A 25,458-nucleotide genomic window follows, 5' to 3' on the forward strand; every position below is an offset into this window, starting at 1 on the left:
TCACGCAATCTCGACTTCGACGACGACCGGCGTCGCGGCGCGCAGCGCCTCGGTCAGGGTGTCGCGCAGGTGCTCGGCATCGGTCACGCGCACACCGCGGCAACCCATCCCCTGCGCGAGCGCGACGAAATCCAGGTCAGGCAGATCGGTGCCCTGCACGGCGTCGCCGGGACCGAAGCCGAACACGGGCGCGAAATCCTGCAGCGCCGCGTAGCGCCGGTTGTTCAGGATCACGAACGTGATCGGCAGCTTCAGCTGCGCGGCGCTCCACAGTGCCTGGATCGAATACAGGCTCGAACCGTCGCCGATCAGCCCGATCACGCGCCGGCCCGGCTGCGCGAGCGCGACGCCGACGGCGGCCGGCATCCCGTAGCCGAGCCCGCCGCTGTCCATCGTGTAGAACGTGCCGCCATGCGTGAACGGCAGGTGTTCCTGCATCACGGGGCGTGCGCTCGGCGCTTCCTCGACGACGATGTCGTGCGCATCGCGCACGTCGGCGAGCGTCTGCAGCGCGAACGCGGCCGACATGCGCTCGCCGGCGGCGGGTGCCTCGACGCGCCGGCGCGGCGGCCGCGGCGCGGGCATCGGCCGCCCGGGTGGCGCCGGGCGCGCCAGCAGGTCGCGCGCGGCGAGCCGCAGGTTGCCGACGACCGCGTCGCCCGACGGTGTCCACGCGGCGACACCCGGATCGTCGACGAGTTGCACGAGCGCGGCGCCCGGCGGCACGTGCGGACCGAACCCCTCGACGTGATACGTGAATGCGGGCGCGCCGAGCGCGAACACGAGGTCGTGCCCGTCGAGCCGCGCGACGATCTTCTCGCGGATCGCGGGCAGGAAGCCGGCAAACAGCGGATGGTCCTCGGGGAAACTGCAACGCCCGGACATCGGTGCGACGTACACGCGCGCACGGTGACGCTCGGCGAGCTGCACGGCCTGCTGCCACGCGCCCGCGCGATCGACGGCCGCGCCGACGACGAACGCGGGACGCCGCGCGGCGTCGAGCGACTCGCCGAGCCGCGCGAGCGCGTCGGGATCGGGCCGCACGATGCTGCTGACGTCGCGCCGCGGCAGCAGTTCGGCCGGTTGGTCCCAGTCGTCGACCGGGATCGACACGAACACGGGGCCGCGCGGCTCCTGCATCGCGATGCGGTACGCACGCGCGATCGCGGCCGGCACGTCCTGCGCGCGCGCAGGCTCGATGCTCCACTTCACGTAAGGCTTCGGCAGCTCGGCGGCCTGCGTCGCGCCGAGGAACGGGTCGAACGGCAGGATCGCGCGCGCCTGCTGGCCCGCGGTGACGATCAGCGGCGTACGGTTCTTGAAGGCGGTGAAGAGATTGCCCATCGCGTTGCCGACGCCCGCCGCCGAATGCAGGTTGACGACCGCCGCGTTGCCGGTGGCCTGCGCATGGCCGTCGGCCATCCCGACCACGACGGCCTCCTGCAGACCGAGCACGTAGCGGAAATCGTCGGGGAAATCGCGGAACATCGGCAGCTCGGTCGAACCGGGATTGCCGAACACGCGGTCGATGCCGAACTGGCGGAACAGGTCGATGACGGCATCACGAACGGTAACCGGTGCGGCGGAAGGGGGCGGATGGCCGGACATGCTCGGGTGTCTCCTCGTTGGCTTGGCGGTTTCCACAGTATCGAAGCGCAAGCCATTCTCTGATACTGTATTTTTTGCAAAAAGCCATTCCATTTCGACATGACTTTCGATCTCCGACAATTGCGCGCCTTCACGACGATCGTCGCGTGCGGCAGCCTCGGCCGCGCCGCCGACGCGCTGCACGTGACGCAGCCGGCGCTGAGCCGGATCCTGAAGCGGCTCGAGGACCAGGTCGGTGCGCCCTTGTTCGAGCGCCACTCGAAGGGCGTGCAGCTCACCGCGTTCGGCGACGCGCTGCTGCCGCACGCGACGCTGCTGCAGCACGAGGCCGAGCACGCGCGCGAGGAGCTCGACGCGATGCGCGGGCTGGCGAAGGGCACGATCAAGGTCGGCGCGGTGGGCAGCATCGCGAGCCTCGTGCTGCCGGTCGCGGTGGGCCGCGTGCTCGACCGCTGGCCGAATCTGCGCGTCGAGATCATCGAAGGCGTGTGGGACCGGCTCGCGGAAGGCCTCCACAAGCACGAGATCGATCTCGCGCTGTCCGCGCACGGGCTCGACACCGACGAAATCGTCGCGATTCCCGAGTGCCGCTGGGAAGATCGCAGCCATATCGTTGCGGCGCCGCACCATCCGCTGCGCGCGCTCGGCCGCGCGCCGACGCTCGCCGATACGCGGCACGCGCGCTGGGCGATTCCGCCGCGCGGCACCGCGCCGTTCGACCACATGCGCGCGACCTTCGACGCGCACGGGCTCGCGCTGCCCGACATCGCGGTCGAGACGCGCTCGGTCACGACGCTGAAGAGCCTCGTCGCGCATGCCGGCTTCCTGAGCTGGATGGCCGAGCCGATGTACGGCGCCGAGCAGCGCGCCGGCACGATCGACACGCTGCCCGTGCGCGAAGTCGTCGCGGTGCGCACGCTCACCGCGTTCCGGCGCCGCCACGGCATCCTGCCGGGGCCGGCCGGCAAGCTGCTCGAGGAACTCGTCGCGCTCACGCGTGAAGGGCGCTGACGCCCTTTTCCCTTCCGCCTCCACGCCCGCGCTGCCCGTACGACCGCCGCAGCGCACCATCGAAATGCCGTTTCCCCGCCTTGACTTTCGTTCATCCGAATACGATCATTCGCTCACACAAAGAGCAAATGATCGTATTCGTCGTATTCGTATTCGGCAGAAAAAATCTGGCACGAACAGGAGACACCGGATGAGCGCATCGCCCTCCGCCCGCACGCCCGTGCTGCTGCACATCGGCGCGGGCTCGTTTCACCGCGCGCACCAGGCGTGGTATCTGCATCGCGTGAACGCGGCCGTGCCGCCCGACGAGCGCTGGTCGCTGACCGTCGGCAACATCCGCGACGACATGCGCGCGACGATGGACGCGCTCGCCGCGCAGCACGGCGAATACACGCTCGAAACCGTCACGCCGCAAGGCGAGCGCGCCTACGAGACGATCCGCGCGATCACGCGTGTGCTGCCGTGGTCGATCGATCTCGCCGCGCTGATCGACGCCGGCGCCGATCCGGCCTGCCGGATCGTGTCGTTCACCGTTACCGAGGGCGGCTACTACCTCGACGAACACAACCGGCTCGACGTCGCGAATGCCGATCTCGCGGCCGACCTGCAGGGCGCGCGCACGACGCTGTACGGCGCGCTTGCAGCGCTGCTCGCCGAACGCGTGAAGCGCGGCGCGGGCCCGCTCACGCTGCAGAGCTGCGACAACCTGCGCAACAACGGCGCACGCTTTCGCGCGGGGATGCGCGAATTCCTCGAGCGGCGCGGGCAGGCCGACCTGCTCGCGTGGTTCGACGCGAACGTCGCGACACCGAGCGCGATGGTCGACCGCATCACGCCGCGCCCGACCGCCGACGTGCGCGAACGCGTGCTGGCCGCCACCGGCATCGACGACGCATGCCCGGTGATGGGCGAATCGTTCATCCAGTGGGTGATCGAGGACCGCTTCGCGGCCGGCCGGCCGCGCTGGGAGCTGGCCGGCGCCGAACTCGTCGACGACGTGCACCCGTACGAGGAAGCGAAGATCCGCATCCTCAACGCGACGCACAGCTGCATCGCGTGGGCCGGCACGCTCGCGGGCCACACGTATATCCACGAAGGCACGCACGACGCGGCGATCCGCCGCTTCGCGCACGACTACGTGACGCAGGACGTGATTCCGTGCCTCACGCCGAGCCCGCTCGATCTCGCGCGCTACCGCGACGTCGTGCTCGAACGCTTCGGCAACCCGTACGTGCTCGACACGAACCAGCGCGTCGCGGCCGACGGCTTCTCGAAGATCCCCGGCTTCATCGCGCCGACGCTCGTCGAATCGTTCGCACGCGGCGCGGCGCCGGTCGCCACCGCCGTGCTGCCCGCACTGTTCCTGCGCTTTCTCGAACGCTGGGCGCGCGGCACCTTGCCGTACGCGTACCAGGACGGCGTGATGGACGAAAGCGCCGCGCGTGCGATCGTCGGGGCCGGCCATCCGGGGGCCGGCCGTCCGGGGTCCGACGATCCGGTCGCCGCGCTGTGCGCAAGCCGCGCGCTGTGGGGCTCGCTCGCCGGCAACGCGGCGCTGTTCGAGGCGCTGCGCGCCGGGCTCGCGCGGGTCGATGCATGGCTCGCGGCGCGCTGACGCGCATTGGGGCGAACCTGCCTTGGCACGTGCACGGCCGCGCGGCTAAAGTAGCGACTCCCCACTGACGGAACGGATCGCTCATGTATCTCGGCATCGACCTCGGCACCTCGGAAGTGAAGGTGCTGCTGCTCGCCCCGGACGGCACGGTCGTCGGCACCGCCGGCTCGCCGTTCACCGTGTCGCGGCCGCATCCGCGCTGGGCCGAACAGCATCCGGACGACTGGTGGCAAGGCACGCTCGCCGCGCTCGCCTCATTGCGCGCACGACATCCGCAAGCGTTCGCGGCCGTGCGCGGCATCGGCCTGTCGGGCCAGATGCACGGCGCCGTGCTGCTCGGCCGCGACGACCGCGTGCTGCGTCCCGCGATCCTGTGGAATGACATGCGCAGCGCCGACGAGTGCGCGCTGCTCACCGAAAGCGCGCCCGACCTCCACGCACTGGCCGGCAATCTCGCGATGCCGGGCTTCACCGCGCCGAAACTGCTGTGGGTTGCGAAGCACGAACCCGATGTGTTCGCGGCCACCGCCTGCGTGCTGATGCCGAAGGACTACCTGCGGTTCCGGCTCACCGGCACGAAGGTGTCCGACCCGTCGGACGCAGCCGGCACGCTGTGGCTCGACGTCGCGCGCCGCGACTGGTCCGACGCACTGCTCGCCGCGTGCGGAATGACGCGTGACCAGATGCCGCGCATCGTCGAAGGCAATGCGCCGTCCGGCACGCTGCGCGCGGACATCGCGCGCGAACTCGGGCTGTCGGAGGCGGTCGTGGTAGCCGGCGGCGGCGGCGACAACGCAACGAGCGCGCTCGGCATCGGTGCGATCCACGCGGGCGACGGCTTCGTGTCGCTCGGCACGTCCGGCGTGCTGAGCGTGGTCGGCGATCGCTTCATGCCGAACCCCGCATCGGCCGTGCATGCGTTCTGCCACGCGATTCCCGATCGCTGGCAATTGATGAGCGTCGTGCTGTCGGCCGCGAGCTGCCTGCGCTGGGTCTGCAAGCTCACCGGCACCGACGAGCCCGCACTGCTCGCCGAAGTCGAGGCGCTCGACGCCGACGCGCTCGCGACGGCCCCGCTGTTCCTGCCCTACCTGTCCGGCGAGCGCACGCCGCACAACGATCCGTACGCACAAGGCGCGTTCTTCGGGATGACGCATGCGACCGAACGCGCGCATCTCGGCTACGCGGTGCTCGAAGGCGTGACGCTCGGCCTCGCCGACGGTCTCGACGCGCTGCATGCGGCTGGCGTCGAAACCGCCCAGCTGTCGCTGATCGGCGGCGGCGCGCGCAGCGCGTTCTGGGCACAACTGATCGCCGATGCGCTGAACGTGCGCACGCGCCAGCATGGCGGCGGCGAAACGGGCGCGGCGCTCGGCGCGGCGCGACTCGGCTGGCTGGCCGTCGGCGGCGATCCGCATGCGGTGCTGGCCAAGCCGCCGGTGCGGGCCGAATACGCGCCGGATGCCGCCCGCCATGCACTGCTGCGCGAACGCCTCGATGCGTTTCGCTCGCTGTACCGCCACGTGCGGCCGCTGTACGAACCGTCGCGCGCACGGCTCGCCTGACTGACCGACGCGCGGGCCGGCCGCGGCGGCGAGTGCGGTACAGTGCGTACCCATGCGCCGCCGGCCGGCCCGCCAGGATCCGAATTCAATCGCTATCGTGTCCAAGTCCTCAGAAAAACTCGATCTCGCCACGCGTGCCGCGTGGCTTTACTACGTCGCGGGCGACACGCAGAACGAAATCGCGGAAAAGCTGCAGGTGTCGCGCCCGGTCGCGCAGCGACTGGTCGCGTTCGCGGTCGAGAAGAACCTGATCCGCGTGCGCGTCGACCACCAGCTCGCCGACTGTCTCGATCTCGGCGCGCAGCTGTCGAAGCGCTACGGCCTCGCGATGTGCGAAGTCGTGCCCGTCGATGCCGACGCGCCCGACGCGATCGACCGCAAGCTCGCGGTCGCCGGCGCGCAGGTGATGGAGCGCTACCTGAACGAAACGCGACCGATGGTGATCGCGGTCAGCAGCGGCCGGACGCTGAAGGCCGCGGTCGCACAGATCGCGCAGATCGACCGGCCGCAGCACCGCCTCGTGTCGATGGTCGGTGCGATCGCGGCCGACGGTTCGTCGAACCGCTACGACGTCGCGCAGTACATCTCCGAGAAAACCGGCAGCAAGCATTTCCTGCTGCCCGCGCCGCTGTTCGCCGACAGCGCCGCCGAGCGCGCGCAGTGGTGCAATCACCGGCTGTACCGGATCGTCGAGGCGCTGTCGGGCCAGGCCGACGTCGCGTTCGTCGGGATCGGCAACATCGGCCCGCACTGCCCGCTCTACGAAGACGGCTTCATCACCGAACAGGAGCGCGACGAGATGACCGCGCTCGGCGCGGTGGCCGAACTGCTCGGCGTGCCGATCGACGCGCAGGGCCGCCGGATCGCCGCGTCGACGAGCGCGCGCGTGACAAGCGTGTCGCTCGCCACGCCGCCGAAGCGCCCGACGATCGCGTTCGCGGGCGGCCCGAAGAAACGCGATGCGGTGATCGCCGCATTGCGCGGCGGCTGGATGTCGGGGCTCGTCACCGACGAGACGTGCGCGAGGGCGGCACTGGAAGCCCCGGCGTCCTGACACCGCGGCGCGGCCCCGCGCCGAACCCACCGCCAAACCTAAGCCGGCCGCACCGCCGGAAAACCGTGGCGACGCGCGCGCCATGCGCCGACCCACGCGGCCGCCAGCAGCGCGACGAGCACCCACGGAATCGCGCCCGCCCCGGTTGCGCCGAGCAGCATCCCGCCGGCGATGCCGCCACCCGCGATCGCGAGGTTCCACACCGTCACGAGCATCGATTGCGCGACGTCCGCCGCCTCTCCCGCGGCGTTCGCGGCGGCCGTCTGGAACAGCGTCGGCGCGCCGCCGAACGCGAGCCCCCACAGCGCGACGCCCGCGTAGACGAGCGGGTGAGCGCCGCTCGCGCCGAGCATCAGCGCCGCCAGCGCGAACAGCGCGACACTCGCGAGCGTCAGGCGCCGCAGCGCATGGACGATCCACGCGCCCGTCAGCGCGATGCCGACCAGCGATGCGATACCGAACACGAGCAGCACCGCATCGACCTGCGCGCCCATCCGCACGCCCGCGAGAAACGGCGCGACGTACGTGTACAGCATGTTGTGCGCCAGCACATACGCGAACATCACGGTCAGCACCGGCCGCACGCCGGGCAGCGTCATCACGCCGAGCACCGGCTCGCGCGCGCCGGCCTGCTGCCCCGGATAATCGGGCAGCCGCGCGCGCACCCACGCCACCAGTGCGAGCGCCGCGAGCGTGATGCCCGCGAACGCGACGCGCCAGCCGAACAGGGACCCGAGCGCGGTGCCGGCCGGGATGCCGATCGACATCGCAACCGGCGCGCCGAGCATCGCGACCGCGATCGCCCGGCCACGCAGCGACGCATCGACCATCCGGCTCGCGTAGCCGGCGAGCAGCGCCCACAGCAGCCCGGCCGCCATCCCCGCGACGAAGCGCGCGGCGAGCGTCAGCGCGTAGTACGGCGACACGGCCGTCAGCGCATTCGAGACGACGAAGCCGGCCAGCGCCGCGAGCAGCAGCGTGCGCCGGCGCATCGCACGCGTCGCGGCGACGAGCGGAATCGCCGCGACGATCGAACCGAGCGCATACACGGTCACGAGCTGGCCGATCAGCGCCTCGGGCACGCGCAGGTCGGCGCTCATCAGCGGCAGCAGGCCGGCCGGCAACGCCTCGGTGAGAATCGTGATGAACGCGGCCGTCGCGAGCGCGAGCAGGTTCGCAACCGGCAGGTGCTCGCCCGCATGCGCGAGCCGGGCCGGCATGGACGTCGTGTCGCTCATGCCGTCCCCCGTTCGCCGACGCCGTAGACCGCATCGCGCACCGCGGTCACGAAGCGTCCGTGCATCCCTTCGTACAGCGTGTTGGTCAGCGCGACGGCCGTCAGCCCCGCCGCGCGATCGACGAACCACGTATGCCCGTACGCGCCGCCCCCGCGCCAGGTGCCGACCGACTCCGGCGACCGCGCGGCCACCGGATCGCGCAGCACCGAGAAGCCGAGCCCGAAGCCGAATCCCGGCGCGGCGGGCAAGTCGTGCGCGCCCGGCTGCACGCGCCCCATCTCGTCGGTCCACACGGCCTCCAGCCAGCCCGGGCGGCCGGTGCGCAACGCGTCGAGCAGCGCGAGACAGTCGCGTGCGGTGCCGACCATCCCCGCGCCGCCCGATGCAAAGGCCTGGGCATCGAACACGCGCGCCGGCTCGAAGCGGATGCCGACCGTGCCCTCGTATACCGGCGCGATATCGAACGCCGCCATCCTGCGTGGCGCGCCATCCGTGCTCACGTAAGGCGTCGCGAAGCGTGCGGCGTCGTGCGCGACGAACGCGGTGTCGGTCATGCCGAGCGGTGTCGTGACGAGCGCGGCGACCGCTTCCGCGAGCGGCCGCCCGTCGACCGCCTCGATCAGCGCGCCGACCACGTCCATCGAAAGCGAATAGCCCCACGACGTGCCCGGCGCGAACTGCAGCGGCACGCTGGCGATGCGCCGCAGGTTCTCGCCGAGCGAGAGACCCGAGCGATCCATTCCGTCGGACACGCCGGCGCGTGCATACGGGCCGTCGCCGTCCGCTTCGAGGAAGCGGTAGCCGAGGCCGGCCGTATGCGACAGCAGATGACGCAACGTGATGCGCGCGGGCCGGCCGTCGGGCAGTGCCGGCGCGAATTCCGGCAGCCAGCGCGTGACCGGTTCGTCGAGCCCGATGCGCCCCGCCGCGACCAGCCGCATCGCGGCGGCCGCCACGACCGGCTTCGTGACCGACGACAGGCGGAACAGCGCGTCGTCCCGCATCGGCGTGCCGGCTTCGCGATCGGCAAGGCCGGCGGCGCGCGCGTAGCGCGGCTCGCCGTCCTGCGCGACCAGCACGACCGCGCCGACGATGCGCTCGTCGGCGAGCGCGCGATCGAGCGCCTCGTCGAGCCGTGCGCGCAGCGCGACGGCCGGTTCGTGTTCGTGCACGACGGCAGGCAGGGATGACATGGCTTGACCTCTCAACAATGAACGAGCGCTCATCGTAGGGAGCCGACGCAAGAAGAAAAACCGGGGTAGAGTTCCGGACAATCCGGACGCCGGCGTCCGCAATCGGAAACTCGCATGGAAAACCTCGGCGGCTTCGTCGTGTTCGTTCAGGTCGCGGAAACGCGCAGTTTCGTCGCGGCCGGCCGCGCGCTCGGGCTATCGGCGTCGGCGATCGGCAAGCGCATCGCGCGGCTCGAGGCGCGCCTTAACGTGCGGCTCTTTCACCGCAGCACGCGCAGCATCACGTTGACCGCAGAAGGCACGCGCTTTCTCGAACGGTGCCGGCGCGTGATCGCCGAGCTCGACGCGGCCGAGCAGGAACTGACGCAGAGTGCCGAAGCGCCACGCGGCCGGCTGCGGGTCAGCATGCCGCTGCTCAGCTCGCTGCTGCTGCCGGTGCTCGCCGATTTCATGGCCGCGTATCCGGAGATCGAGCTCGACATCGATTTCAGCGACCGGCTCGTCGACGTCGTCGACGAAGGGTTCGACGCGGTGCTGCGCACCGGCCAGCCGTCGGATTCCCGGCTGTCGTCGCGGCTGCTCGGCCACTTCCGCCAGCACCTCGTCGCGTCCCCGGGCTATCTCGACCGGCACGGCACGCCGCGCACGCCGGCCGATCTCGCGCAGCACCGCTGCCTGCATTACCGTTTCCCGACCAGCGGCAAGCTCGAGACCTGGCCGCTGCGCGTGCCGCGCGCGGGCACGCCGCCCGAGGTGCCGGTCGCGATGGTCAGCAACAGCGCGGAAGCGCGCCTGTGCTTCGCGCTGCGCGGGCTCGGCATCGCATGCCTGCCCATCTTCTTCGTGCGCGAGGCGCTCGAGGACGGCACGCTGCGCGCGGTGCTCGACGACCACGTCGAATGCCGCATCGCGTTCTACGTGCTGTGGCCGTCGGGCCGCCACCCGACGCCGAAGCTGCGCGCGTTCGTCGATCACGTTGTCGCGCGGCTGCGCCTCTGATCGAACCAGGCCGCTTCAGGCCGCTTCAGGCCGCATCAGACAGACCATCAAGCGGCCTTCGCGTGCGGGCTCAGGCGCCGGAATGCGCGCCCCTCGCCGTCGAACAGGTGGCAGTGCTCGGCCTGCGCGTTCACGTGGAGCGCCTCGCCGGTGCGGTACGTGTCGAGCGGCGGAATCCGCGCGATCAGCCCGTCCGGCGCGACGGCCGACTCCGCATACAGGTACGCGGCATCGCCGAGCGATTCCACGGCCATCGTCCGCGCGGCCACGCCGGCGGCCGCCGCTTCGACCTTCAGGTGCTCGGGCCGCACGCCGACCGTCACCGCCGCGCCGCGCTGCAGCCCCGCCGCTTCGACCGCGACGCGCTGCGTCTCGCCGCTGTCGAAGCGCACGAGCACGCCGCCGGCATCGACCGAGTCGACCGTGCCCTTCAGGAAGTTCATCTTCGGCGAACCGATGAAGCCCGCGACGAACTGGTTCGACGGCGCGTGATAGAGCGCGTTGGGCGTGCCGACCTGCTGCACCGCGCCGCCCGACAGCACGACGATCTTGTCCGCAAGCGTCATCGCCTCGACCTGGTCGTGCGTCACGTAGATCATCGTCGTCTTCAGCTCGTCGTGCAGCCGCGCGAACTCCAGCCGCATCTTCACGCGCAGCGCCGCGTCGAGGTTCGACAGCGGTTCGTCGAACAGGAACACCTTCGGCTTGCGCGTGATCGCGCGGCCGATCGCGACGCGCTGCCGCTGGCCGCCCGACAGCTGCTTCGGCTTGCGGTCGAGCAGGTGATCGATGTGCAGGATCTTCGCGGCCTGCTTCACGGCCTGGTCGATCTCGGGCTTCTTCGCGCCCGCGAGCTTCAGGCCGAACGCCATGTTGTCGTACAGCGTCATGTGCGGATACAGCGCATACGACTGGAACACCATTGCGATGCCGCGCTTCGCGCTCGGCACGTCGTTGACCTTCGCGCCGTCGATCAGCAGGTCGCCGCTCGAGATGTCCTCGAGGCCCGCGATCATCCGCATCAGCGTGGATTTTCCGCAGCCGCTCGGGCCGACGAACACGACGAATTCGCCGTCGGCGATGTCGAGGTTCACGTTGCGCAGCACTTCGGTGTCGTCGTAGCGCTTCGCGATGTTGCGCAGGAGCACGCTTGCCATGATCTGTCTCCGTTCGAGGTTCGATTTCTGATGCGCCGCCCGCGGGCGGCGCGTTGCTCAATGCGGCAGCACCGCGCCGGTCGCCTGCCAGCGCGCGACGTAGCCGGGCAGCTCGTGCATGTCGTCGAATACGTGGCGCGCGCCGATCCCGCGCAGCGCGTCGATCTGCGCGGCCGACGCATGCCCGCCGCCGACGAAGCCGAGCACGGTCATGCCGGCCGCGGCGGCCGCGGTGATGCCGGTCGCGCTGTCCTCGACCACGAGGCACTGGGCGGGCGCGACACCGAGCGTGCGCGCGGCTGCGAGATACACGTCCGGCGCGGGCTTCGGCCGCGCGACGGCATCCGCGCAGAACAGCCGGTCGCCGAAGAAGCGCGCGAGGCCCGTGCGCGCCAGCGCGGCCTCGACGTACGCGCGGTAGCTGTTGCTCGCGCACGCGATCGGCAGCGTGATCGCGTCGAGGGCAGCCGCGATGCCGTCGACGGCCGGCGCGTTCACCGCGGCGGCTTCGACCGCGCGCCGGATCGCGCCGACGTCCGCATCGCCCAGCGTGCGCCCGACGGCGTCGCCCGCGCCGGCCAGCACGCGCTCGATGCGCAGCCCGAGCAACGGCATCACGGCCGGCCGCGCATCGACGCCCGGCCAGCGCGCGTCGAGCTCGCGCACGATCACGTCGGCCGCCACGGCCTCGCTGTCGATCAGCACCCCGTCGCAATCGCAGATCAGGACGTTCGCGGTCATTTGACGGCTCCGAACGTGAGCCCGCGCACGAGCTGCTTCTGCGACAGCCAGCCGACGATCAGGATCGGCGCGACCGCCAGCAGGGAGGCTGCGGACAGCTTCGCCCAGAACAACCCTTCGGGGCTCGAGTACGACGCGATGAACACGGTGAGCGGCGCGGCGTTCGAGCTCGACAGGTTGATGCTCCAGAACGCCTCGTTCCACGACAGGATCACGAGCAGCAGCGCGGTGGATGCGAGCCCCGGCAGCGCCATCGGCATCAGCAGGTAGACGATCTCCTGCCACGTCGACGCGCCGTCGATGCGCCCGGCTTCGAGGATGTCCTTCGGGATCTCGTTGAAGTACGTGAAGGTCATCCACACCGCGATCGGCAGGTTGATCAGCGTGTAGACGATCACGAGGCCCGACACGGTGTCGAGCAGCCCCGCGTTCTTCCACAGCAGGTAGATCGGCACGAGCACGCCGACCGACGGCATCATCTTCGTCGACAGCATCCACAGCAGCACCTTCTGCGTGCGGTGGTTCGGGAAGAACGCCATCGCGTACGCGGCCGGCACCGCGAACAGCAGCGAGATCACCGTGACGCCGGCCGAGATCAGCACCGAATTCCATGCGAACGAAAAGTAGTTGCTGCGTGCGAATACCTCGCGGAAGCTGTCGAGCGTCGGCATGAAGAACAGCGTCGACGCATACGCCTGCTGCTCGGTCTTGAACGCGGTGATCGCCATCCAGAAGATCGGGAAGAACAGCAGGAGCGCGATCAGCCACGCGAGCGTGCCGGGCAGCACGCGCCGCACGAGGTCGAACGCGGCCGGCGCGCGCCGGCCCGAGAAGGTCAGGTCGCTCATTTCTCGTATTCCCCTTTCAGGTTGCGCGCGAGCATCCGCACCAGGAAGAACGACACGACGTTCGCGACCACCACGGCGATGATGCCGCCCGCGGACGCGAGGCCGACGTCGAACTGCTGCAGGCCGAGCGCGTAGATCAGGTACGACAGGTTGGTCGTCGCGTCGCCGGGGCCGCCGCCGGTCGTCGTGTAGATCTCCGCGAAGATCGACAGCAGGAAGATCGTCTCCATCATCACGACCACGGCGATCGCGCGCTTCAGGTGCGGCAGCGTGATGTAGAAGAACATCGCGATCGGGCCCGCGCCGTCGATGCGCGCGGCTTCCTTCTGCTCCTGGTCGAGCGACTGGATCGCGGTGAACAGGATCAGGAACGCGAACGGCAGCCACTGCCACGCGACGATGATGATCACCGCCGTGAGCGGGTAATCGGCGAACCAGTCGATCGGCGTCATCCCGAGCGCACGCATCGCGTTCGCGACGAGCCCGTACACCGGGTGCAGGATCATGTTCTTCCAGATCAGCGCGGACACCGTCGGCATCACGAAGAACGGCGCGATCGCGAGCAGGCGTGCCACGCCCTGCCCGTAGAACTTGCGGTCGAACAGCACGGACATCAGCACGCCGCCGATCACCGTGATCGCGAGCACCGCACCGATCAGCACGAGCGTGTGCCAGATCGCGGGCAGGAACGACGGATCGGTCGCGAGGAAGCGGTAGTTGTCGAGGCCCGCAAAACCCTTCACGTCCGGGTTCAGCAGGTTGTAGCGCGAGAACGAATACCAGATCGTCATCGCGAGCGGGATCGACATCCACAGCAGCAGCACCGCGACGGACGGCGAGACGAGCCAGCTCGCGCCGCGCCGCGGCCGGTCCGGCGCGGGCGGCCGCGGCGCGGCGTCGAGCGGGTGCGCGTGGGTCAAGGGAAGACGTAAATGACGCATGATCGGGACCACCTCCGATTGAGACGCGGGCGCGCAGCGCTCGCCCGCCTTGCCGCTTCACGACGGCCGTGCGTGCGCAGACGCACGGCGCGCCGCGTGACTTCTCCGTGTTACTTCTGGTAGCCGGCCTGCCGCACCGCGCGGTCCGCGGCGGCCTGCCCGGCGGCGAGCGCCTGGTCGACCGTCATCTGGCCCGCGACCGCACCGGCGATCGACTGGCCGACCACCGTGCCGAACGACTGGAATTCAGGAATCCCGACGTACTGCACGCCCGTGTACGGCACCTTCTTCAGCGACGGATCGTTCGGGTCGGCCGTCTCGATCGCCTTCAGCACGAAGTCCGAGAACGGCGCCGCAGCCTTGTACTCGGGGCGCTGATACGTCGACGTGCGCGTGCCCGGCGGCACCGACGCCCAGCCTTCGTCCTTGCCGACCATCTCGATGTACTGCTTCGACGTCGCCCACGCGATGAACTTGCGCGCGGCATCCTGCTGCTTCGACGTCTTCGGCACGGCCAGCGCCCACGCCCACAGCCAGTGCGAGCCCTTCGGCGTGGCGGCGACCGGCGCGGCCGCGAAGCCGATCCTGTCGGCCACCTGCGACTGCTGCTTGTTGTAGAGCATCCCGGCGGCGACCGTCGCGTCGATCCACATCGCGCACTTGCCCGATGCGGTCAGCGTCAGGTTCTCGTTGAAGCCGTTCGAGCTCGCTCCCGGCGGGCCGTTCTTCTTCAGCAGGTTCACGTAGAAATTGATCGCCTTCTTCCATTCCGGCGACGTCAGCTGCGCGTTCCAGTTCTCGTCGAACCAGCGCCCGCCGAACGTGTTCACGACCGTCGACACGTACGCCATGTTCTCGCCCCAACCGGCCTTGCCGCGCAGGCAGATCCCGTAGGTACCCTTCGCCTTGTCGGTGAGCTTGTCCGCGAACTCGGCGATCTGGTCGTAGGTCGGCTGGTCGGGCATCTTCAGCCCCTTCGCCGCGAACAGGTCCTTGCGGTAGAACGTCATCGAGCTTTCGACGTAGAACGGCAGCGCGTACAGCTGGCCGTTGTACGACAGGCTGTCGCGCGCGGTCTTCACGATGTCGTTCAGGTCGTAGTCGGCGGGCAGGCCCGTGATCGGCGCGAGCCAGCCGCGCTTGCCCCACTGCGGCGTCTCGTAGGTGCCGATCGCCATCACGTCGAACTGGCCGCTGCCGGTCGTGATGTCGGTGGTCGCGCGCTGGCGCAGCACGTTTTCCTCGAGGATCACCCAGTTCAGCTTGATGTCCGGGTTCGCCTTCTCGAATGCCGGCGACAGCTTCTTCAGCTCGATCATGTCGGGATTGTTCAGCGTCGCGATCGTCAGCGTGCCGGCGGACGCGGCGCAGGCCGCCGTCGCAAGCGCGGCTCCGGCGAGCACGCGGGCGGCAAGCGTCTTTCGTTGCATGGCATGTCTCCAGTGTCTTCTGTGTCGTGTGTTGTCGATGTCGATGAAACGGCGCGCAACCGGCCGGTCAGGCCGCCGCGCGCAGGTCGGGCCGCGTCGGCCCATCCCGCGTCAGCTCATCCAGTTGCCGCCGTCGACGTTCAGCGTCTGGGCGGTGATGTAATCGGCGTCGGACGACGCGAGGAACAGCGCGGCGCCGGTCAGGTCGCCCGGCACGCCCATGCGGCCGAGCGGCACGGCTTCGCCGACGAGCCGCTTCTTCTCGCCGAGCGGCCGGTTCTCGTAGCGCGCGAACAGCGCATCGACCTGCTCCCACATCGGCGTGTCGACGACGCCAGGCGCGATGCCGTTCACGTTGATCCGGTGCGGCGCGAGCGCGAGCGCGGCCGACTGCGTGTAGCTGATCACCGCGGCCTTGGTCGCGCAGTAGTGCGAAACGAGCGCCTCGCCGCGACGCCCGGCCTGCGACGACATGTTGACGATCTTGCCGCCGCGCCCCTGCTCGACCATCCGCTGCGCGACGGCCTGCATCAGGAAGAACAGCCCTTTCACGTTGACCGCGAACAGCCGGTCGAACACGTCCCACGATTCGTCGAGGATCGGGCGCATGTCGAACAGCGCCGCGTTGTTGAACAGGATGTCGACGCCGCCGAAGCGCTCGACGGCGGTCGCGACGATGCGCTCGATGTCGTCGCGGCGCGTGACGTCCGCGGTGACGGCCACCGCGCGGCCGGGGTTCGCCTCGATGAGCCGCGCGAGCGAACCGCCGGCAGGCTTCAGGTCGACGAGTACGCAGCGCGCGCCCTCGTCCAGATAACGTTGCGCGACCGCCTCGCCGATGCCGCTCGCGGCGCCCGTCAGGATCGCGACCTTGTCTTCCAGTCTCACTGGCTGTCTCCGGTTCGTTCTGCTTGTGCGATGGGCCACGAGATGAGCAAACGCTCGCGGCACGAATAATTGCTCTGATTGCGATCAAATGATCGGATACGGAACCGGGGCTGTCAAGGCGGATCGGGCCGTTTTCGATGATGCGGTGCGGCAGAACGGCGCCGCGCCGACGGCCTCGGGCGCAGGCGGGACAACGGCGAGCGGGACAGGTTGCGGCGCGGGCGGACGCGCCGCAGGGCGGGCGACGGGGCCGGCTGCGGCGCGGGCGGGAAGAAACGGGACGGATGGCCGCATGCGCGGGAAGGCGATACGTTATATCATCGCGATATTCCCGTTCCATTGCCCGCATTGCGCCATGGCTACTTCATCGTCAACGGCGTCCATCGCCGACCGGCTGTCCCGGGCCGACGCATTCGCCGCCGAGCACGGGCTCGCGTGGACGCCGCTGCGCCGTCAGGTCTACGAACGCGTGCTGTCCGCGCAGCGCCCGATCGGCGCATACGACCTGCTCGCCGAACTCGAGCCGCAGCGCGGCCGCGTGCCGCCCACGACCGTCTACCGCGCGCTGGATTTCCTCGTCGAGCACGGCTTCATCCACCGGATCGAATCGAAGAACGCGTTCTTCGCGTGCTGCGAGATCGGCGTCCCGCACGAAGGCCAGTTCCTGATCTGCGATTCGTGCGGCGACACCGTCGAGATTCCCGGCGGCGACCTCGCGAAGCAGTTGTCCGCGAGCGAGCCCGCGCACGGTTTCGAAGTCCACCATCAGGTCGTCGAGCTGAGCGGCCTGTGCGGGCACTGCAAGCGCAAGCCCGCGCAGCGCTGACGCGTACCGGGTGGCGCACGCGCCGCCCCTTCCAACGAGGAGTTCCATGTCCATTGCCCTGAAGCGCGCGCCGCGGCGCGCCTTGTCGCCTGCCCGCCGGCTCGCCGCCGCGCTCTCCACTGCCGCCGCCCTGTCGCTTGCGGCGCCCGCGTTCGCGCAGGCCGCGACCGTCAACGTCGTCGCCGCCGAGAATTTCTACGGCGACGTCGCGTCGCAGATCGGCGGCAGCCATGTCGCGGTGACGAGCATCCTCAGCAATCCCGACCAGGATCCGCACCTGTTCGAAGCGAGCCCGAAGACGGCCCGCGCGCTCCAGCACGCGCAGGTCGTGATCTACAACGGCGCCAACTACGATCCGTGGATGGGCAAGCTGCTGGGCGCGTCGAAGCAGGCGAAGCGCGCGACGATCGTCGTCGCCGACCTGGTCGGCAAGAAAGCCGGCGACAACCCGCACCTGTGGTACGACCCGGCGACGATGCCGGCCGCCGCACGCGCGATCGCGGCCGAACTCGGCCGCGCCGACCCGGCGAACAAGGCCGAATACGATGCGAACCTGCAGAAGTTCGTCGCGTCGCTGAAGCCCGTCGACGACAAGATCGCCGCGCTGCGCGCGCAGTACAAGGGCGTGCCCGTGACGGCCACCGAGCCGGTATTCGGCTACCTGTCGGACGCGATCGGCCTCGACATGCGCAACCAGCGCTTCCAGCTCGCGACGATGAACGACACCGAAGCCAGCGCGCAGGACGTCGCCGCGTTCGAGAACGACCTGCGCAAGAAGCAGGTGCGCGCGCTGATCTACAACAGCCAGGCCGAAGAACCGATGACCAAGCGCATGCTGAAGATCGCACGCGACGGCGGCGTGCCGACCGTCAGCGTCACCGAGACGCAGCCGGCCGGCAAGACTTTCCAGCAATGGATGGCCGGCCAGCTCGACGCGCTCTCGGCCGCGCTCGCCGCCGGCAAGAAATAAACAACCGTAACGTCATGACCGCCACTCCCCACGCACTCGCCGTCGATCGCGTCACGCTCGAACTGGGCGGGCGCGCGATCCTGCGCGACGTCAGCTTCTCGATCGAACCCGGCGAATTCGTCGGCGTACTCGGGCCGAACGGCGCGGGCAAGACGACGCTGATGCGCGCGGTGCTCGGCCTCGTGCCCGTGTCGGCCGGCACGCTGTCCGTCGGCGGCGTGCCGGTCGTACGCGGCAACGCGTCGATCGGCTACATGCCGCAGATTCGCAGCGGCCTTGCGAACCGCCGGATGCGCGGCTACGACTTCGTCGCGATGGCCGCCGACGGCCACCGCTGGGGGCTGCCGCACACGAACGCGGCGACGCGCCGCGACGTCGACCGCGTGCTCGATCTCGTCGGCGGGCCGACGCTTGCCCGCCGGCCGCTGTCGGAACTGTCCGGCGGCGAGCGGCAGCGCCTGCTGCTCGCGCAATGCCTGCTCGGCAGCCCGAAGCTGCTGCTGCTCGACGAGCCGCTGATCAGCCTCGACCCGAACCACCAGCGCGGCGTCGTCGAACTCGTGCGCAACGTGCAGCGCGAGCTCGGCATCACCGTGCTGTTCTCCGCGCACGAACTGAATCCGCTGTTGAACGCGCTCGACCGTGTGCTGTATCTCGGCAACGGCGTCGCGGCGCTCGGCACCGTCGACGAGGTGATCACGAAGCCGGTGCTGTCGCGGCTCTACGGCTCGCCGATCGACGTGATGCGCGTGAACGGCAAGATCTTCGTGATGTCGGGCGACGTCGAGATCGAGAAGCACGACCACGAACACGAGGACGACGACGGTCACGCGCACGGCGGTGGCGGCGGCCACGGCCATCATCACCACGGACACGCCCATCCCGGGCATTCGCACGATGTTTGAATACGACTTCATGATCAACGCCTTCGCGGCGTCGGGGATCGTCGCGGTGCTCGCGGGCATCGTCGGCTACTTCCTGGTGCTGCGCGGGCAGACCTTCGCCGGCCATGCGCTGTCGCACGTCGGCTTCACCGGCGCGACGGGCGCCGTGCTGCTCGGCATCTCGCCGATCTGGGGGATGGTCGGTTTCACGCTCGCGGCCGGGATCGGGATGGGCGCGCTCGGCGAAAAACTCGCGGGCCGCGACGTCGCGATCGGCGTGATCCTGTCGGGTGCGCTCGGTTTCGGCCTGCTGTTCCTGCATTTCTACACGTCGTTCGCGACGCAGGTCACCGCGCTGCTGTTCGGCAACGTGCTCGCGGTGAGCCACGACACGCTCGCGGTGCTCGCCGGCATCGGCGCCGTGAGCCTGCTCGCGCTCGCGCTGATCGCGCGGCCGCTGCTGTTCGCGTCGCTGCAGCCCGAGCTGGCCGAAGCCAAGGGCGTGTCGCTGCGCACGGTGTCGACGCTGTTCCTCGCGGTGTGCGCGCTCGCCGTGGCCGCGGCCACGCAGATCGTCGGCGTGCTGCTGGTGTTCACGCTGCTGGTCGGGCCGGCTGCCGCCGCGCAGAACGTGACGACACGGCTGTCGACCGGCGTGCTGCTCGCCGCGTTGTTCGCGTTGTTCGAAGCATGGCTCGGCATCGTGCTCGCGTATCACACCGACTGGCCGACGAGCTTCTGGATCACCGCGCTGTCGGCGCTCGTGTACGGCGCGAGCCTGTTGCGGCGGCACGCGTGACGCACGCGGCGGCGTGACTGCACGCATCATGCAAAACGCCGGCGTGCCTTCGAAGGCACGCCGGCGTTCTTGATTGCGCGACCCGCGCGACGCCGGTCACACGGTCATCGCCCGAGCACGCGCGCGTGATGCGCGATGTGATCGGCGACGAACGTCGAGATGAAGTAGTAGCCGTGGTCGTAGCCCGGATGGCGGCGCAGCGTCAGCGGCTGGCCGGCCTTCGCGCACGCGGCCTCGAACACGTCGGGGTTCAGCTGGTTCGCGAGGAATTGATCGGCCAGCCCCTGGTCGACGAGGATGCCGTCCGCGAACTTCGGCGCATCGGCACGCGCGACGAGTTCGCTCGCATCGTGCGCCTTCCATGCGTCGCGATCGTCGCCGAGGTAACCCGAGAACGCCTTCTCGCCCCACGGGCAGCGTGTCGGCGCCGCGATCGGCGCGAACGCCGATACCGACCGGTACAGCCCGGGATGACGCAGCGCAAGCGTCAGCGCGCCGTGGCCGCCCATCGAGTGGCCGAAGATCCCGAGCCGCCCGCCGTCGATCGGCAGTTCGGCCGTGACGAGTTCGCGCAGCTCACCCGTCACGTACGACTCCATCCGGTAATGCGTGGACCACGGCGCTTCGGTCGCGTCGACATAGAAGCCCGCGCCGACGCCGAAGTCCCACGCGTCGGTCTCGCCCGGCACGCCCGCGCCGCGCGGGCTCGTGTCCGGCATCACGAGCGCGATGCCGTGCCGCGCCGCGTATTGCTGCGCGCCGGCCTTGATCGCGAACGTCTCGTCGGTGCACGTGAGCCCCGCGAGATAGAACAGCGCCGGCACGCGGCCGTGCGCGGCCTGCGGCGGCAGGTACACCGAGAACTTCATCGGCAGGCCGATGGCCGCCGAATCGTGACGGTAGAAACGCTGCTCGCCGCCGTGGCACGCATGCGAGGAAACGAGTTCGAGCATCGCGGTGCGCTCCCGGTCAGTACAGCACGACCGAACGGATCGACTCGCCGGCCTTCATCAGGTCGAAGCCTTCGTTGATCCGCTCGAGCGGCAGCGTATGCGTGATCAGGTCGTCGATGTTGATCTTGCCTTCCATGTACCAGTCGACGATCTTCGGCACGTCGGTGCGGCCGCGCGCGCCGCCGAACGCCGAGCCCTTCCACTCGCGGCCCGTCACCAGCTGGAACGGACGCGTGCTGATTTCCTCGCCCGCTGCCGCCACGCCGATGATGAACGACTGGCCCCAGCCCTTGTGCGTGCACTCGAGCGCCTGGCGCATCAGCTTCACGTTGCCCACGCATTCGAACGAGTAGTCCGCACCGCCGTCGGTCAGCTGCACGATGTGGTCGACGACGTTCTCGACTTCGTTCGGGTTGATGAAGTGCGTCATCCCGAACTTCTTCGCGAGCTCGACGCGCTTCGGGTTGATGTCGACGCCGATGATCTTGTCCGCGCCGACCATCTTCGCGCCCTGGATCACGTTCAGGCCGATGCCGCCGAGGCCGAACACGACGACGTTCGCGCCGGCCTCGACCTTCGCCGAGTACACGACCGCGCCGACGCCCGTCGTCACGCCGCAGCCGATGTAGCAGATCTTGTCGAACGGCGCGTCCTCGCGCACCTTCGCGACCGCGATTTCCGGCACGACGATGTAGTTCGAGAACGTCGACGTGCCCATGTAGTGGAACAGCGGCTTGCCGTCGAGCGAGAAACGCGACGTCGCGTCGGGCATCAGGCCCTTGCCCTGCGTCGCGCGGATCTTCTGGCACAGGTTGGTCTTGCGCGACAGGCAGAACTTGCACTCGCGGCATTCGGGCGTGTAGAGCGGAATCACGTGGTCGCCCTTCCTCACGGTGCCGACGCCGGGGCCGACGTCGACCACGACGCCCGCGCCTTCATGGCCGAGGATCGCCGGGAAGATCCCTTCCGGATCGGCGCCCGACAGCGTGTAGTAATCGGTGTGGCAGATGCCCGTCGCCTTCACCTCGATCAGCACTTCGCCTGCGCGCGGCCCTTCGAGATCGACTTCCTCGATCGTCAGCGGTGCGCCCGCCTTCCATGCAATCGCGGCTTTCGTCTTCATCGTGTGACTCCTATCGGTAGACGTGGACATGCCGCGCGGCGTCGCGCGGCATGTCGAGTGAAATCGTGCTCCCCATGATGGCCGATCGACGCACGCGCCGCGTGCGGGAAACAGCCGTCGTATTGCCCGAATGCGTCATCGCTGACGCAAAAGAACAAGTGCCCGATTTTAAGCGCCCGTCGTGAACCATGCATCCGCCCGGGCATACAGGTCGATGAAGCGCGCGTGCCGCGTCGCGAGCGCGCGGTCGCCGCACGGCGCCGCCACCGGCGACGCGGCCGGCGCCAACGCGTGCAGCGCGTCTTCCCGCCAGTGCCCGATCGCGACTCCCGCCAGCAGCGCGGCGCCGCGTGTCGCGGCGTTCGGGCAGTCGATCGCGTGAAGCGACGCGCCCAGTGAGTCGGCAAGCAGTTGGCGCCAGCGCGGATCGACCGAGCCGCCGCCGGCCAGGCGCAGCGATGCGACCGCGCGGCCCTCCGCGCCCTCCGCACGAATGGCATCGAGCCCGGCGCGCAACGCGAACGCGACGCCTTCGAACGCGGCGCGCATCATCGCGCCGCGCGTGTCGCCGAGCCCGAGGCCGAGCCAGCCGCCGCGCGCGTCGGGGTTCATCCACGGCGAACGCTCGCCCGTCAGGTACGGCAGGAAGCACAGACGTTCCGACGCAGCCTGCGCGAACGCATCGTCGTAGGCGGCCGGCCAGCTCGCGTAGCCGAGCCAGCCGCGCACGGCTTCGAGCGCGAGCCCGACGTTCTGCATCGCGGCCATCGTGTAGTAGCCGCCGCCGGCCGCCGCGCGATAGCGATGCAACCCTCGCCGCGCGGGCGGCAGCACATCCGCGAGCACGACGATCTGGCCGCCGCTGCCCGTCGTCAGCAGCGCATCGCCGGCGGCGGCGAGCCCGCTGCCGAGGGCCGCGCATGCGGTGTCGGCCGCGCCCGTCGCCAGCGGCACGCCGGCCGGCAGGCCGAGTGCCGCGGCCGCCTGCGCGGCGAGCCCGCCGCACGGCGCCGTCGACGCGCGCACCGGCGCAAACAGCGCGCGCGGCAGGCCGAGCGCGTCGAGCAGCGCGGCATCCCATGCGCCGTCGGGCGTCGCGAGCGCGGTCGCGCACGCGTCGCTCGGGTCGGCCGCGACGTCGCCGCCCAGTGCGACGCGCAACCAGTCCTTCGGCTGCACGGCCCAGCGCGCGGCGCGTAGCGCCGCCGGCTCGCTTGCGGCCGCCCAGCGCAGCAGCGGGCCGGCCATCCCCGGCGCGACCGGGTTCGGCGCGTCCGGCCAGTCCGCCGCGGCGGCGAGGCGCGCGGCGCGCGTGTCGGGCCACAGCAGCGCGGGCCGCACCGGCTGCCCGGCCGCGTCGATCAGCACGACGCCGTGCATCTGCCCCGAGAACCCGATCGCCGCCACCTGCGCGCGCTCGCCGGCCGGCAACCGCGCGGCCGCGCGCACGAGCGCCTGCCACCACGTGTCGGGCGCGATCTCGGCCCAGCCGGGCTGCGGCGACGACAGCGCATAGGGTTCGCTCGCGACCGCACGCTCGACGCCGTCGGCATCGAGCGTGACGAGTTTGACGGAGCCGGTGCCGAGGTCGATTCCGAGCAGGCGCATGACGAAGCGACGATTTGAATGGACAAGCATCGATGATAGCGGGATCGCAATATGCGCCCCATTTTTTCGCGATCGTGAATTGCGAATGCGATCGAACTCGCCACGTGCTTTAAAACACCCGTTCGCGGGTTAACCCGGTGTCTTATTTCACACCCTGAAATGACCACTATTCCCGAATTGCGATACACACCATAAAGCGGCCGATATTTGACACGGGGGCCAGCGCTATTTTGAAGGGCTATAAAACCGGGAACCCTCACTCCTGCGGCAGTTTCCCGATGATCGACACCCTGTTTCATGCCCAAATGGCATATCGAACCAGCAAAGAACGGAATAGTACCCAGCGCTCTTGTTGCGTGGATCCATTCCGCATAACTTCGTATCACCCCGAAAACAAGATCATGGAGTGAGACAGATGCAATCGAACACGGTCCATCCGTGCGATGAGGTGCTGCCGACCGGCAAGCTGGTAACGCTTGGCCTGCAACACGTCCTCGTCATGTACGCCGGCGCTGTCGCCGTGCCACTTATCGTTGGCGCCGCGCTCAAGCTGCCGAAAGACCAGATCGCGTTCCTGATCAGCGCCGATCTGTTTTCGTGCGGCATCGCCACGCTGATCCAGACGCTGGGCCTGTGGATCTTCGGCATCCGCCTGCCCGTCATCATGGGCTGCACGTTCGCGGCAGTCGGCCCGATGATCGCGATCGGCACGAACCCCGGCCTCGGCATTCTCGACATCTTCGGCTCGACGATCGCGGCCGGCATCATCGGCATCGTGCTCGCACCGATGATCGGCAAGCTGCTGCGGTTCTTCCCGCCGGTGGTGGTCGGCACCGTGATCGCGGTGATCGGGCTGTCGCTGATGGAAGTCGGCATCAACTGGGCGGCCGGCGGCGTCGGCAACCCCGAGTACGGCAGCCCCGTCTATCTCGGCCTGTCGCTGCTCGTGCTGACGCTGATCCTGCTGATCAACAAGTTCGGCCGCGGCTTCATCGCGAACATCTCGGTGCTGCTCGGCATCGTCGCAGGCTTCGCGATCGCGTTCGCGATCGGCCGCGTGAATACCGACGGCGTCGCGCACGCACCTTGGGTCGGCATCGTGATGCCGTTCCACTTCGGCATGCCGCACTTCGACCCGCTGTCGATCGTGACGATGGTCACGGTGATGTTCGTCACGTTCATCGAGTCGACCGGCATGTTCCTCGCGGTCGGCGACATGGTCGATCGTCCGGTCAACCAGGAGCGCCTCGTGCGCGGCCTGCGCGTCGACGGCCTCGGCACGCTGATCGGCGGCATCTTCAACTCGTTCCCGCATACGTCGTTCTCGCAGAACGTCGGCCTGATCGGCGTGACGGGCGTGAAGAGCCGGTTCGTGTGTGCGACGGGCGGCGTGATCCTCGTGCTGCTCGGGCTGTTCCCGAAGATGGCGCAGGTCGTCGCATCGGTGCCGCCGTTCGTGCTCGGCGGTGCGGGCATCGTGATGTTCGGGATGGTGGCCGCGAACGGCATCAAGGTGCTGTCGAAGGTCGACTTCGTGAACAACTCGCACAACCTGTTCATCGTCGCGGTGAGCGTCGGCATGGGCCTCGTGCCGGTCGTGTCGCCGCACTTCTTCTCGAAGCTGCCGCCCGCGCTCGCCCCGATCCTGCACAGCGGCATCCTGCTGGCGTCGGCATCGGCCGTGATCCTGAACATCGTGTTCAACGGCGTGAAAGGCGAGAAGGAAGCGAAATGCGACATCCGCCGCGCCGGTCATGATTTCGACGGGCGGCCGGCCGACCTGCACTGACCGCCCGATCGCGCCGCGATGCGGCGCTGCGTCCGGACCGGAACACGCCACGGCATTGTCGTGGCGTTTTTGTTTGCGTCCGGCACGCGCGCCAACTTTGCACGTGCAAAGCCCCCGCCCAAAAAACAACGCCACGGATTTTCATCCGTGGCGTCGTCATGTGCGGGGCGTTGCGTGCGTATCCCGGGTTGCGTTACCCACGCAACGCCCGCCGGCTC

General features: G+C 69.5%; 22 protein-coding genes. 10 read left to right on the forward strand and 12 right to left on the reverse strand.

Features of this window, described 5'->3' with window-relative positions:
* A complete protein-coding gene (mdlC, locus tag WT26_RS17350; protein WP_069273363.1) occupies window positions 1–1,608 on the reverse strand; it encodes a benzoylformate decarboxylase in 1,608 nt (535 codons plus the stop codon).
* Between the two features lie 99 nt (window positions 1,609–1,707).
* Between mdlC and WT26_RS17355 the strand changes: the two genes are divergently transcribed.
* From WT26_RS17355 to WT26_RS17370, 4 genes are all read left to right on the forward strand, one after another.
* Window positions 1,708–2,619: a LysR family transcriptional regulator gene (locus tag WT26_RS17355; RefSeq protein ID WP_069273364.1), complete on the forward strand. Its 912-nt coding sequence runs from the start codon at window positions 1,708–1,710 to the stop codon at window positions 2,617–2,619.
* A 190-nt stretch (window positions 2,620–2,809) separates the two neighbouring features.
* Entirely contained in the window at window positions 2,810–4,234 is a 1,425-nt protein-coding gene (dalD, locus tag WT26_RS17360) for a D-arabinitol 4-dehydrogenase (protein ID WP_059665187.1), read from the forward strand.
* 83 nt (window positions 4,235–4,317) lie between these two features.
* The gene (gene xylB, locus WT26_RS17365; RefSeq protein ID WP_069273365.1) at window positions 4,318–5,799 is read left to right on the forward strand and encodes a xylulokinase; all 1,482 of its coding nucleotides are present in this window, start codon (window positions 4,318–4,320) and stop codon (window positions 5,797–5,799) included.
* 52 nt (window positions 5,800–5,851) lie between these two features.
* The gene (locus tag WT26_RS17370; protein ID WP_081333738.1) at window positions 5,852–6,853 is read left to right on the forward strand and encodes a sugar-binding transcriptional regulator; all 1,002 of its coding nucleotides are present in this window, start codon (window positions 5,852–5,854) and stop codon (window positions 6,851–6,853) included.
* Window positions 6,854–6,891: 38 nt separating this feature from the next.
* On the opposite strand, the gene WT26_RS17375 is transcribed toward WT26_RS17370, so the two are convergent.
* Both WT26_RS17375 and WT26_RS17380 read right to left on the reverse strand, forming a co-directional pair.
* Window positions 6,892–8,091: an MFS transporter gene (locus tag WT26_RS17375; RefSeq protein ID WP_069273367.1), complete on the reverse strand. Its 1,200-nt coding sequence runs from the start codon at window positions 8,089–8,091 to the stop codon at window positions 6,892–6,894.
* Complete coding sequence (locus WT26_RS17380; protein ID WP_069273368.1) at window positions 8,088–9,284, reverse strand: serine hydrolase domain-containing protein; 1,197 nt, start codon at window positions 9,282–9,284, stop codon at window positions 8,088–8,090. The genes WT26_RS17375 and WT26_RS17380 overlap by 4 nt, the downstream gene beginning before the upstream one ends.
* Before the next feature lie 114 nt (window positions 9,285–9,398).
* Here WT26_RS17380 and WT26_RS17385 point away from each other — a divergent pair, with 114 nt between their 5' ends.
* The gene (locus tag WT26_RS17385) at window positions 9,399–10,283 is read left to right on the forward strand and encodes a LysR family transcriptional regulator (protein ID WP_069273369.1); all 885 of its coding nucleotides are present in this window, start codon (window positions 9,399–9,401) and stop codon (window positions 10,281–10,283) included.
* Window positions 10,284–10,330: 47 nt separating this feature from the next.
* On the opposite strand, the gene WT26_RS17390 is transcribed toward WT26_RS17385, so the two are convergent.
* The 6 genes from WT26_RS17390 to WT26_RS17415 form a co-directional block, all read right to left on the reverse strand.
* Window positions 10,331–11,440 carry an ABC transporter ATP-binding protein gene (locus tag WT26_RS17390; protein ID WP_069273370.1) on the reverse strand — a complete coding sequence of 370 codons (1,110 nt, stop codon included), beginning with the start codon at window positions 11,438–11,440 and terminating at the stop codon, window positions 10,331–10,333.
* 57 nt (window positions 11,441–11,497) lie between these two features.
* The gene (locus WT26_RS17395) at window positions 11,498–12,181 is read right to left on the reverse strand and encodes an HAD family hydrolase (RefSeq protein ID WP_069273371.1); all 684 of its coding nucleotides are present in this window, start codon (window positions 12,179–12,181) and stop codon (window positions 11,498–11,500) included.
* Entirely contained in the window at window positions 12,178–13,029 is an 852-nt protein-coding gene (locus WT26_RS17400; RefSeq protein ID WP_059531506.1) for a carbohydrate ABC transporter permease, read from the reverse strand. The genes WT26_RS17395 and WT26_RS17400 overlap by 4 nt, the downstream gene beginning before the upstream one ends.
* The gene (locus WT26_RS17405) at window positions 13,026–13,970 is read right to left on the reverse strand and encodes a carbohydrate ABC transporter permease (protein WP_069273372.1); all 945 of its coding nucleotides are present in this window, start codon (window positions 13,968–13,970) and stop codon (window positions 13,026–13,028) included. Before WT26_RS17405 ends, WT26_RS17400 begins: the two co-directional genes overlap by 4 nt.
* A 110-nt stretch (window positions 13,971–14,080) precedes the next feature.
* Entirely contained in the window at window positions 14,081–15,400 is a 1,320-nt protein-coding gene (locus tag WT26_RS17410) for an ABC transporter substrate-binding protein (protein ID WP_069273373.1), read from the reverse strand.
* A gap of 111 nt (window positions 15,401–15,511) precedes the next feature.
* Window positions 15,512–16,288, reverse strand: coding sequence for an L-iditol 2-dehydrogenase (locus WT26_RS17415; protein ID WP_059531491.1), 777 nt, complete (start codon window positions 16,286–16,288; stop codon window positions 15,512–15,514).
* A 355-nt stretch (window positions 16,289–16,643) separates the two neighbouring features.
* Here WT26_RS17415 and WT26_RS17420 point away from each other — a divergent pair, with 355 nt between their 5' ends.
* Genes WT26_RS17420 through WT26_RS17435 form a run of 4 tightly spaced genes read left to right on the forward strand, consistent with a single transcriptional unit; the run spans window position 16,644 to window position 19,767 of the window.
* Window positions 16,644–17,114, forward strand: coding sequence for a Fur family transcriptional regulator (locus tag WT26_RS17420; RefSeq protein ID WP_069273374.1), 471 nt, complete (start codon window positions 16,644–16,646; stop codon window positions 17,112–17,114).
* A gap of 46 nt (window positions 17,115–17,160) precedes the next feature.
* Window positions 17,161–18,084, forward strand: coding sequence for a metal ABC transporter solute-binding protein, Zn/Mn family (locus tag WT26_RS17425; protein ID WP_059531488.1), 924 nt, complete (start codon window positions 17,161–17,163; stop codon window positions 18,082–18,084).
* A gap of 14 nt (window positions 18,085–18,098) precedes the next feature.
* The gene (locus tag WT26_RS17430) at window positions 18,099–18,989 is read left to right on the forward strand and encodes an ABC transporter ATP-binding protein (protein WP_059531485.1); all 891 of its coding nucleotides are present in this window, start codon (window positions 18,099–18,101) and stop codon (window positions 18,987–18,989) included.
* Window positions 18,982–19,767 carry a metal ABC transporter permease gene (locus tag WT26_RS17435; RefSeq protein WP_069273375.1) on the forward strand — a complete coding sequence of 262 codons (786 nt, stop codon included), beginning with the start codon at window positions 18,982–18,984 and terminating at the stop codon, window positions 19,765–19,767. Before WT26_RS17430 ends, WT26_RS17435 begins: the two co-directional genes overlap by 8 nt.
* 104 nt (window positions 19,768–19,871) lie before the next feature.
* Here the strand turns inward: WT26_RS17435 and fghA are convergent, their stop codons facing one another.
* From fghA to WT26_RS17450, 3 genes are all read right to left on the reverse strand, one after another.
* Complete coding sequence (fghA, locus tag WT26_RS17440) at window positions 19,872–20,720, reverse strand: S-formylglutathione hydrolase (protein WP_069273376.1); 849 nt, start codon at window positions 20,718–20,720, stop codon at window positions 19,872–19,874.
* A gap of 16 nt (window positions 20,721–20,736) precedes the next feature.
* Window positions 20,737–21,843 carry an S-(hydroxymethyl)glutathione dehydrogenase/class III alcohol dehydrogenase gene (locus WT26_RS17445; protein WP_006483756.1) on the reverse strand — a complete coding sequence of 369 codons (1,107 nt, stop codon included), beginning with the start codon at window positions 21,841–21,843 and terminating at the stop codon, window positions 20,737–20,739.
* Between the two features lie 168 nt (window positions 21,844–22,011).
* Entirely contained in the window at window positions 22,012–23,451 is a 1,440-nt protein-coding gene (locus WT26_RS17450) for an FGGY family carbohydrate kinase (protein ID WP_069273377.1), read from the reverse strand.
* A 415-nt stretch (window positions 23,452–23,866) separates the two neighbouring features.
* Here WT26_RS17450 and WT26_RS17455 point away from each other — a divergent pair, with 415 nt between their 5' ends.
* Window positions 23,867–25,240, forward strand: coding sequence for a nucleobase:cation symporter-2 family protein (locus tag WT26_RS17455; protein WP_069273378.1), 1,374 nt, complete (start codon window positions 23,867–23,869; stop codon window positions 25,238–25,240).
* Window positions 25,241–25,458: the final 218 nt, after the last annotated feature.

Source organism: Burkholderia cepacia, assembly GCF_001718835.1.
GTDB lineage: Bacteria > Pseudomonadota > Gammaproteobacteria > Burkholderiales > Burkholderiaceae > Burkholderia > Burkholderia cepacia_F.

What these genes read in the sequence shown, in the direction of transcription:
- mdlC (WP_069273363.1), bottom strand. Translation starts at nt 1,608, where the DNA reads ATGTCCGGCCATCCGCCCCCTTCCGCCGCACCGGTTACCGTTCGTGAT.
- WT26_RS17355 (WP_069273364.1), top strand. Translation starts at nt 1,708, where the DNA reads ATGACTTTCGATCTCCGACAATTGCGCGCCTTCACGACGATCGTCGCG.
- dalD (WP_059665187.1), top strand. Translation starts at nt 2,810, where the DNA reads ATGAGCGCATCGCCCTCCGCCCGCACGCCCGTGCTGCTGCACATCGGC.
- xylB (WP_069273365.1), top strand. Translation starts at nt 4,318, where the DNA reads ATGTATCTCGGCATCGACCTCGGCACCTCGGAAGTGAAGGTGCTGCTG.
- WT26_RS17370 (WP_081333738.1), top strand. Translation starts at nt 5,852, where the DNA reads ATGCGCCGCCGGCCGGCCCGCCAGGATCCGAATTCAATCGCTATCGTG.
- WT26_RS17375 (WP_069273367.1), bottom strand. Translation starts at nt 8,091, where the DNA reads ATGAGCGACACGACGTCCATGCCGGCCCGGCTCGCGCATGCGGGCGAG.
- WT26_RS17380 (WP_069273368.1), bottom strand. Translation starts at nt 9,284, where the DNA reads ATGTCATCCCTGCCTGCCGTCGTGCACGAACACGAACCGGCCGTCGCG.
- WT26_RS17385 (WP_069273369.1), top strand. Translation starts at nt 9,399, where the DNA reads ATGGAAAACCTCGGCGGCTTCGTCGTGTTCGTTCAGGTCGCGGAAACG.
- WT26_RS17390 (WP_069273370.1), bottom strand. Translation starts at nt 11,440, where the DNA reads ATGGCAAGCGTGCTCCTGCGCAACATCGCGAAGCGCTACGACGACACC.
- WT26_RS17395 (WP_069273371.1), bottom strand. Translation starts at nt 12,181, where the DNA reads ATGACCGCGAACGTCCTGATCTGCGATTGCGACGGGGTGCTGATCGAC.
- WT26_RS17400 (WP_059531506.1), bottom strand. Translation starts at nt 13,029, where the DNA reads ATGAGCGACCTGACCTTCTCGGGCCGGCGCGCGCCGGCCGCGTTCGAC.
- WT26_RS17405 (WP_069273372.1), bottom strand. Translation starts at nt 13,970, where the DNA reads ATGCGTCATTTACGTCTTCCCTTGACCCACGCGCACCCGCTCGACGCC.
- WT26_RS17410 (WP_069273373.1), bottom strand. Translation starts at nt 15,400, where the DNA reads ATGCAACGAAAGACGCTTGCCGCCCGCGTGCTCGCCGGAGCCGCGCTT.
- WT26_RS17420 (WP_069273374.1), top strand. Translation starts at nt 16,644, where the DNA reads ATGGCTACTTCATCGTCAACGGCGTCCATCGCCGACCGGCTGTCCCGG.
- WT26_RS17425 (WP_059531488.1), top strand. Translation starts at nt 17,161, where the DNA reads ATGTCCATTGCCCTGAAGCGCGCGCCGCGGCGCGCCTTGTCGCCTGCC.
- WT26_RS17430 (WP_059531485.1), top strand. Translation starts at nt 18,099, where the DNA reads ATGACCGCCACTCCCCACGCACTCGCCGTCGATCGCGTCACGCTCGAA.
- WT26_RS17435 (WP_069273375.1), top strand. Translation starts at nt 18,982, where the DNA reads ATGTTTGAATACGACTTCATGATCAACGCCTTCGCGGCGTCGGGGATC.
- fghA (WP_069273376.1), bottom strand. Translation starts at nt 20,720, where the DNA reads ATGCTCGAACTCGTTTCCTCGCATGCGTGCCACGGCGGCGAGCAGCGT.
- WT26_RS17445 (WP_006483756.1), bottom strand. Translation starts at nt 21,843, where the DNA reads ATGAAGACGAAAGCCGCGATTGCATGGAAGGCGGGCGCACCGCTGACG.
- WT26_RS17450 (WP_069273377.1), bottom strand. Translation starts at nt 23,451, where the DNA reads ATGCGCCTGCTCGGAATCGACCTCGGCACCGGCTCCGTCAAACTCGTC.
- WT26_RS17455 (WP_069273378.1), top strand. Translation starts at nt 23,867, where the DNA reads ATGCAATCGAACACGGTCCATCCGTGCGATGAGGTGCTGCCGACCGGC.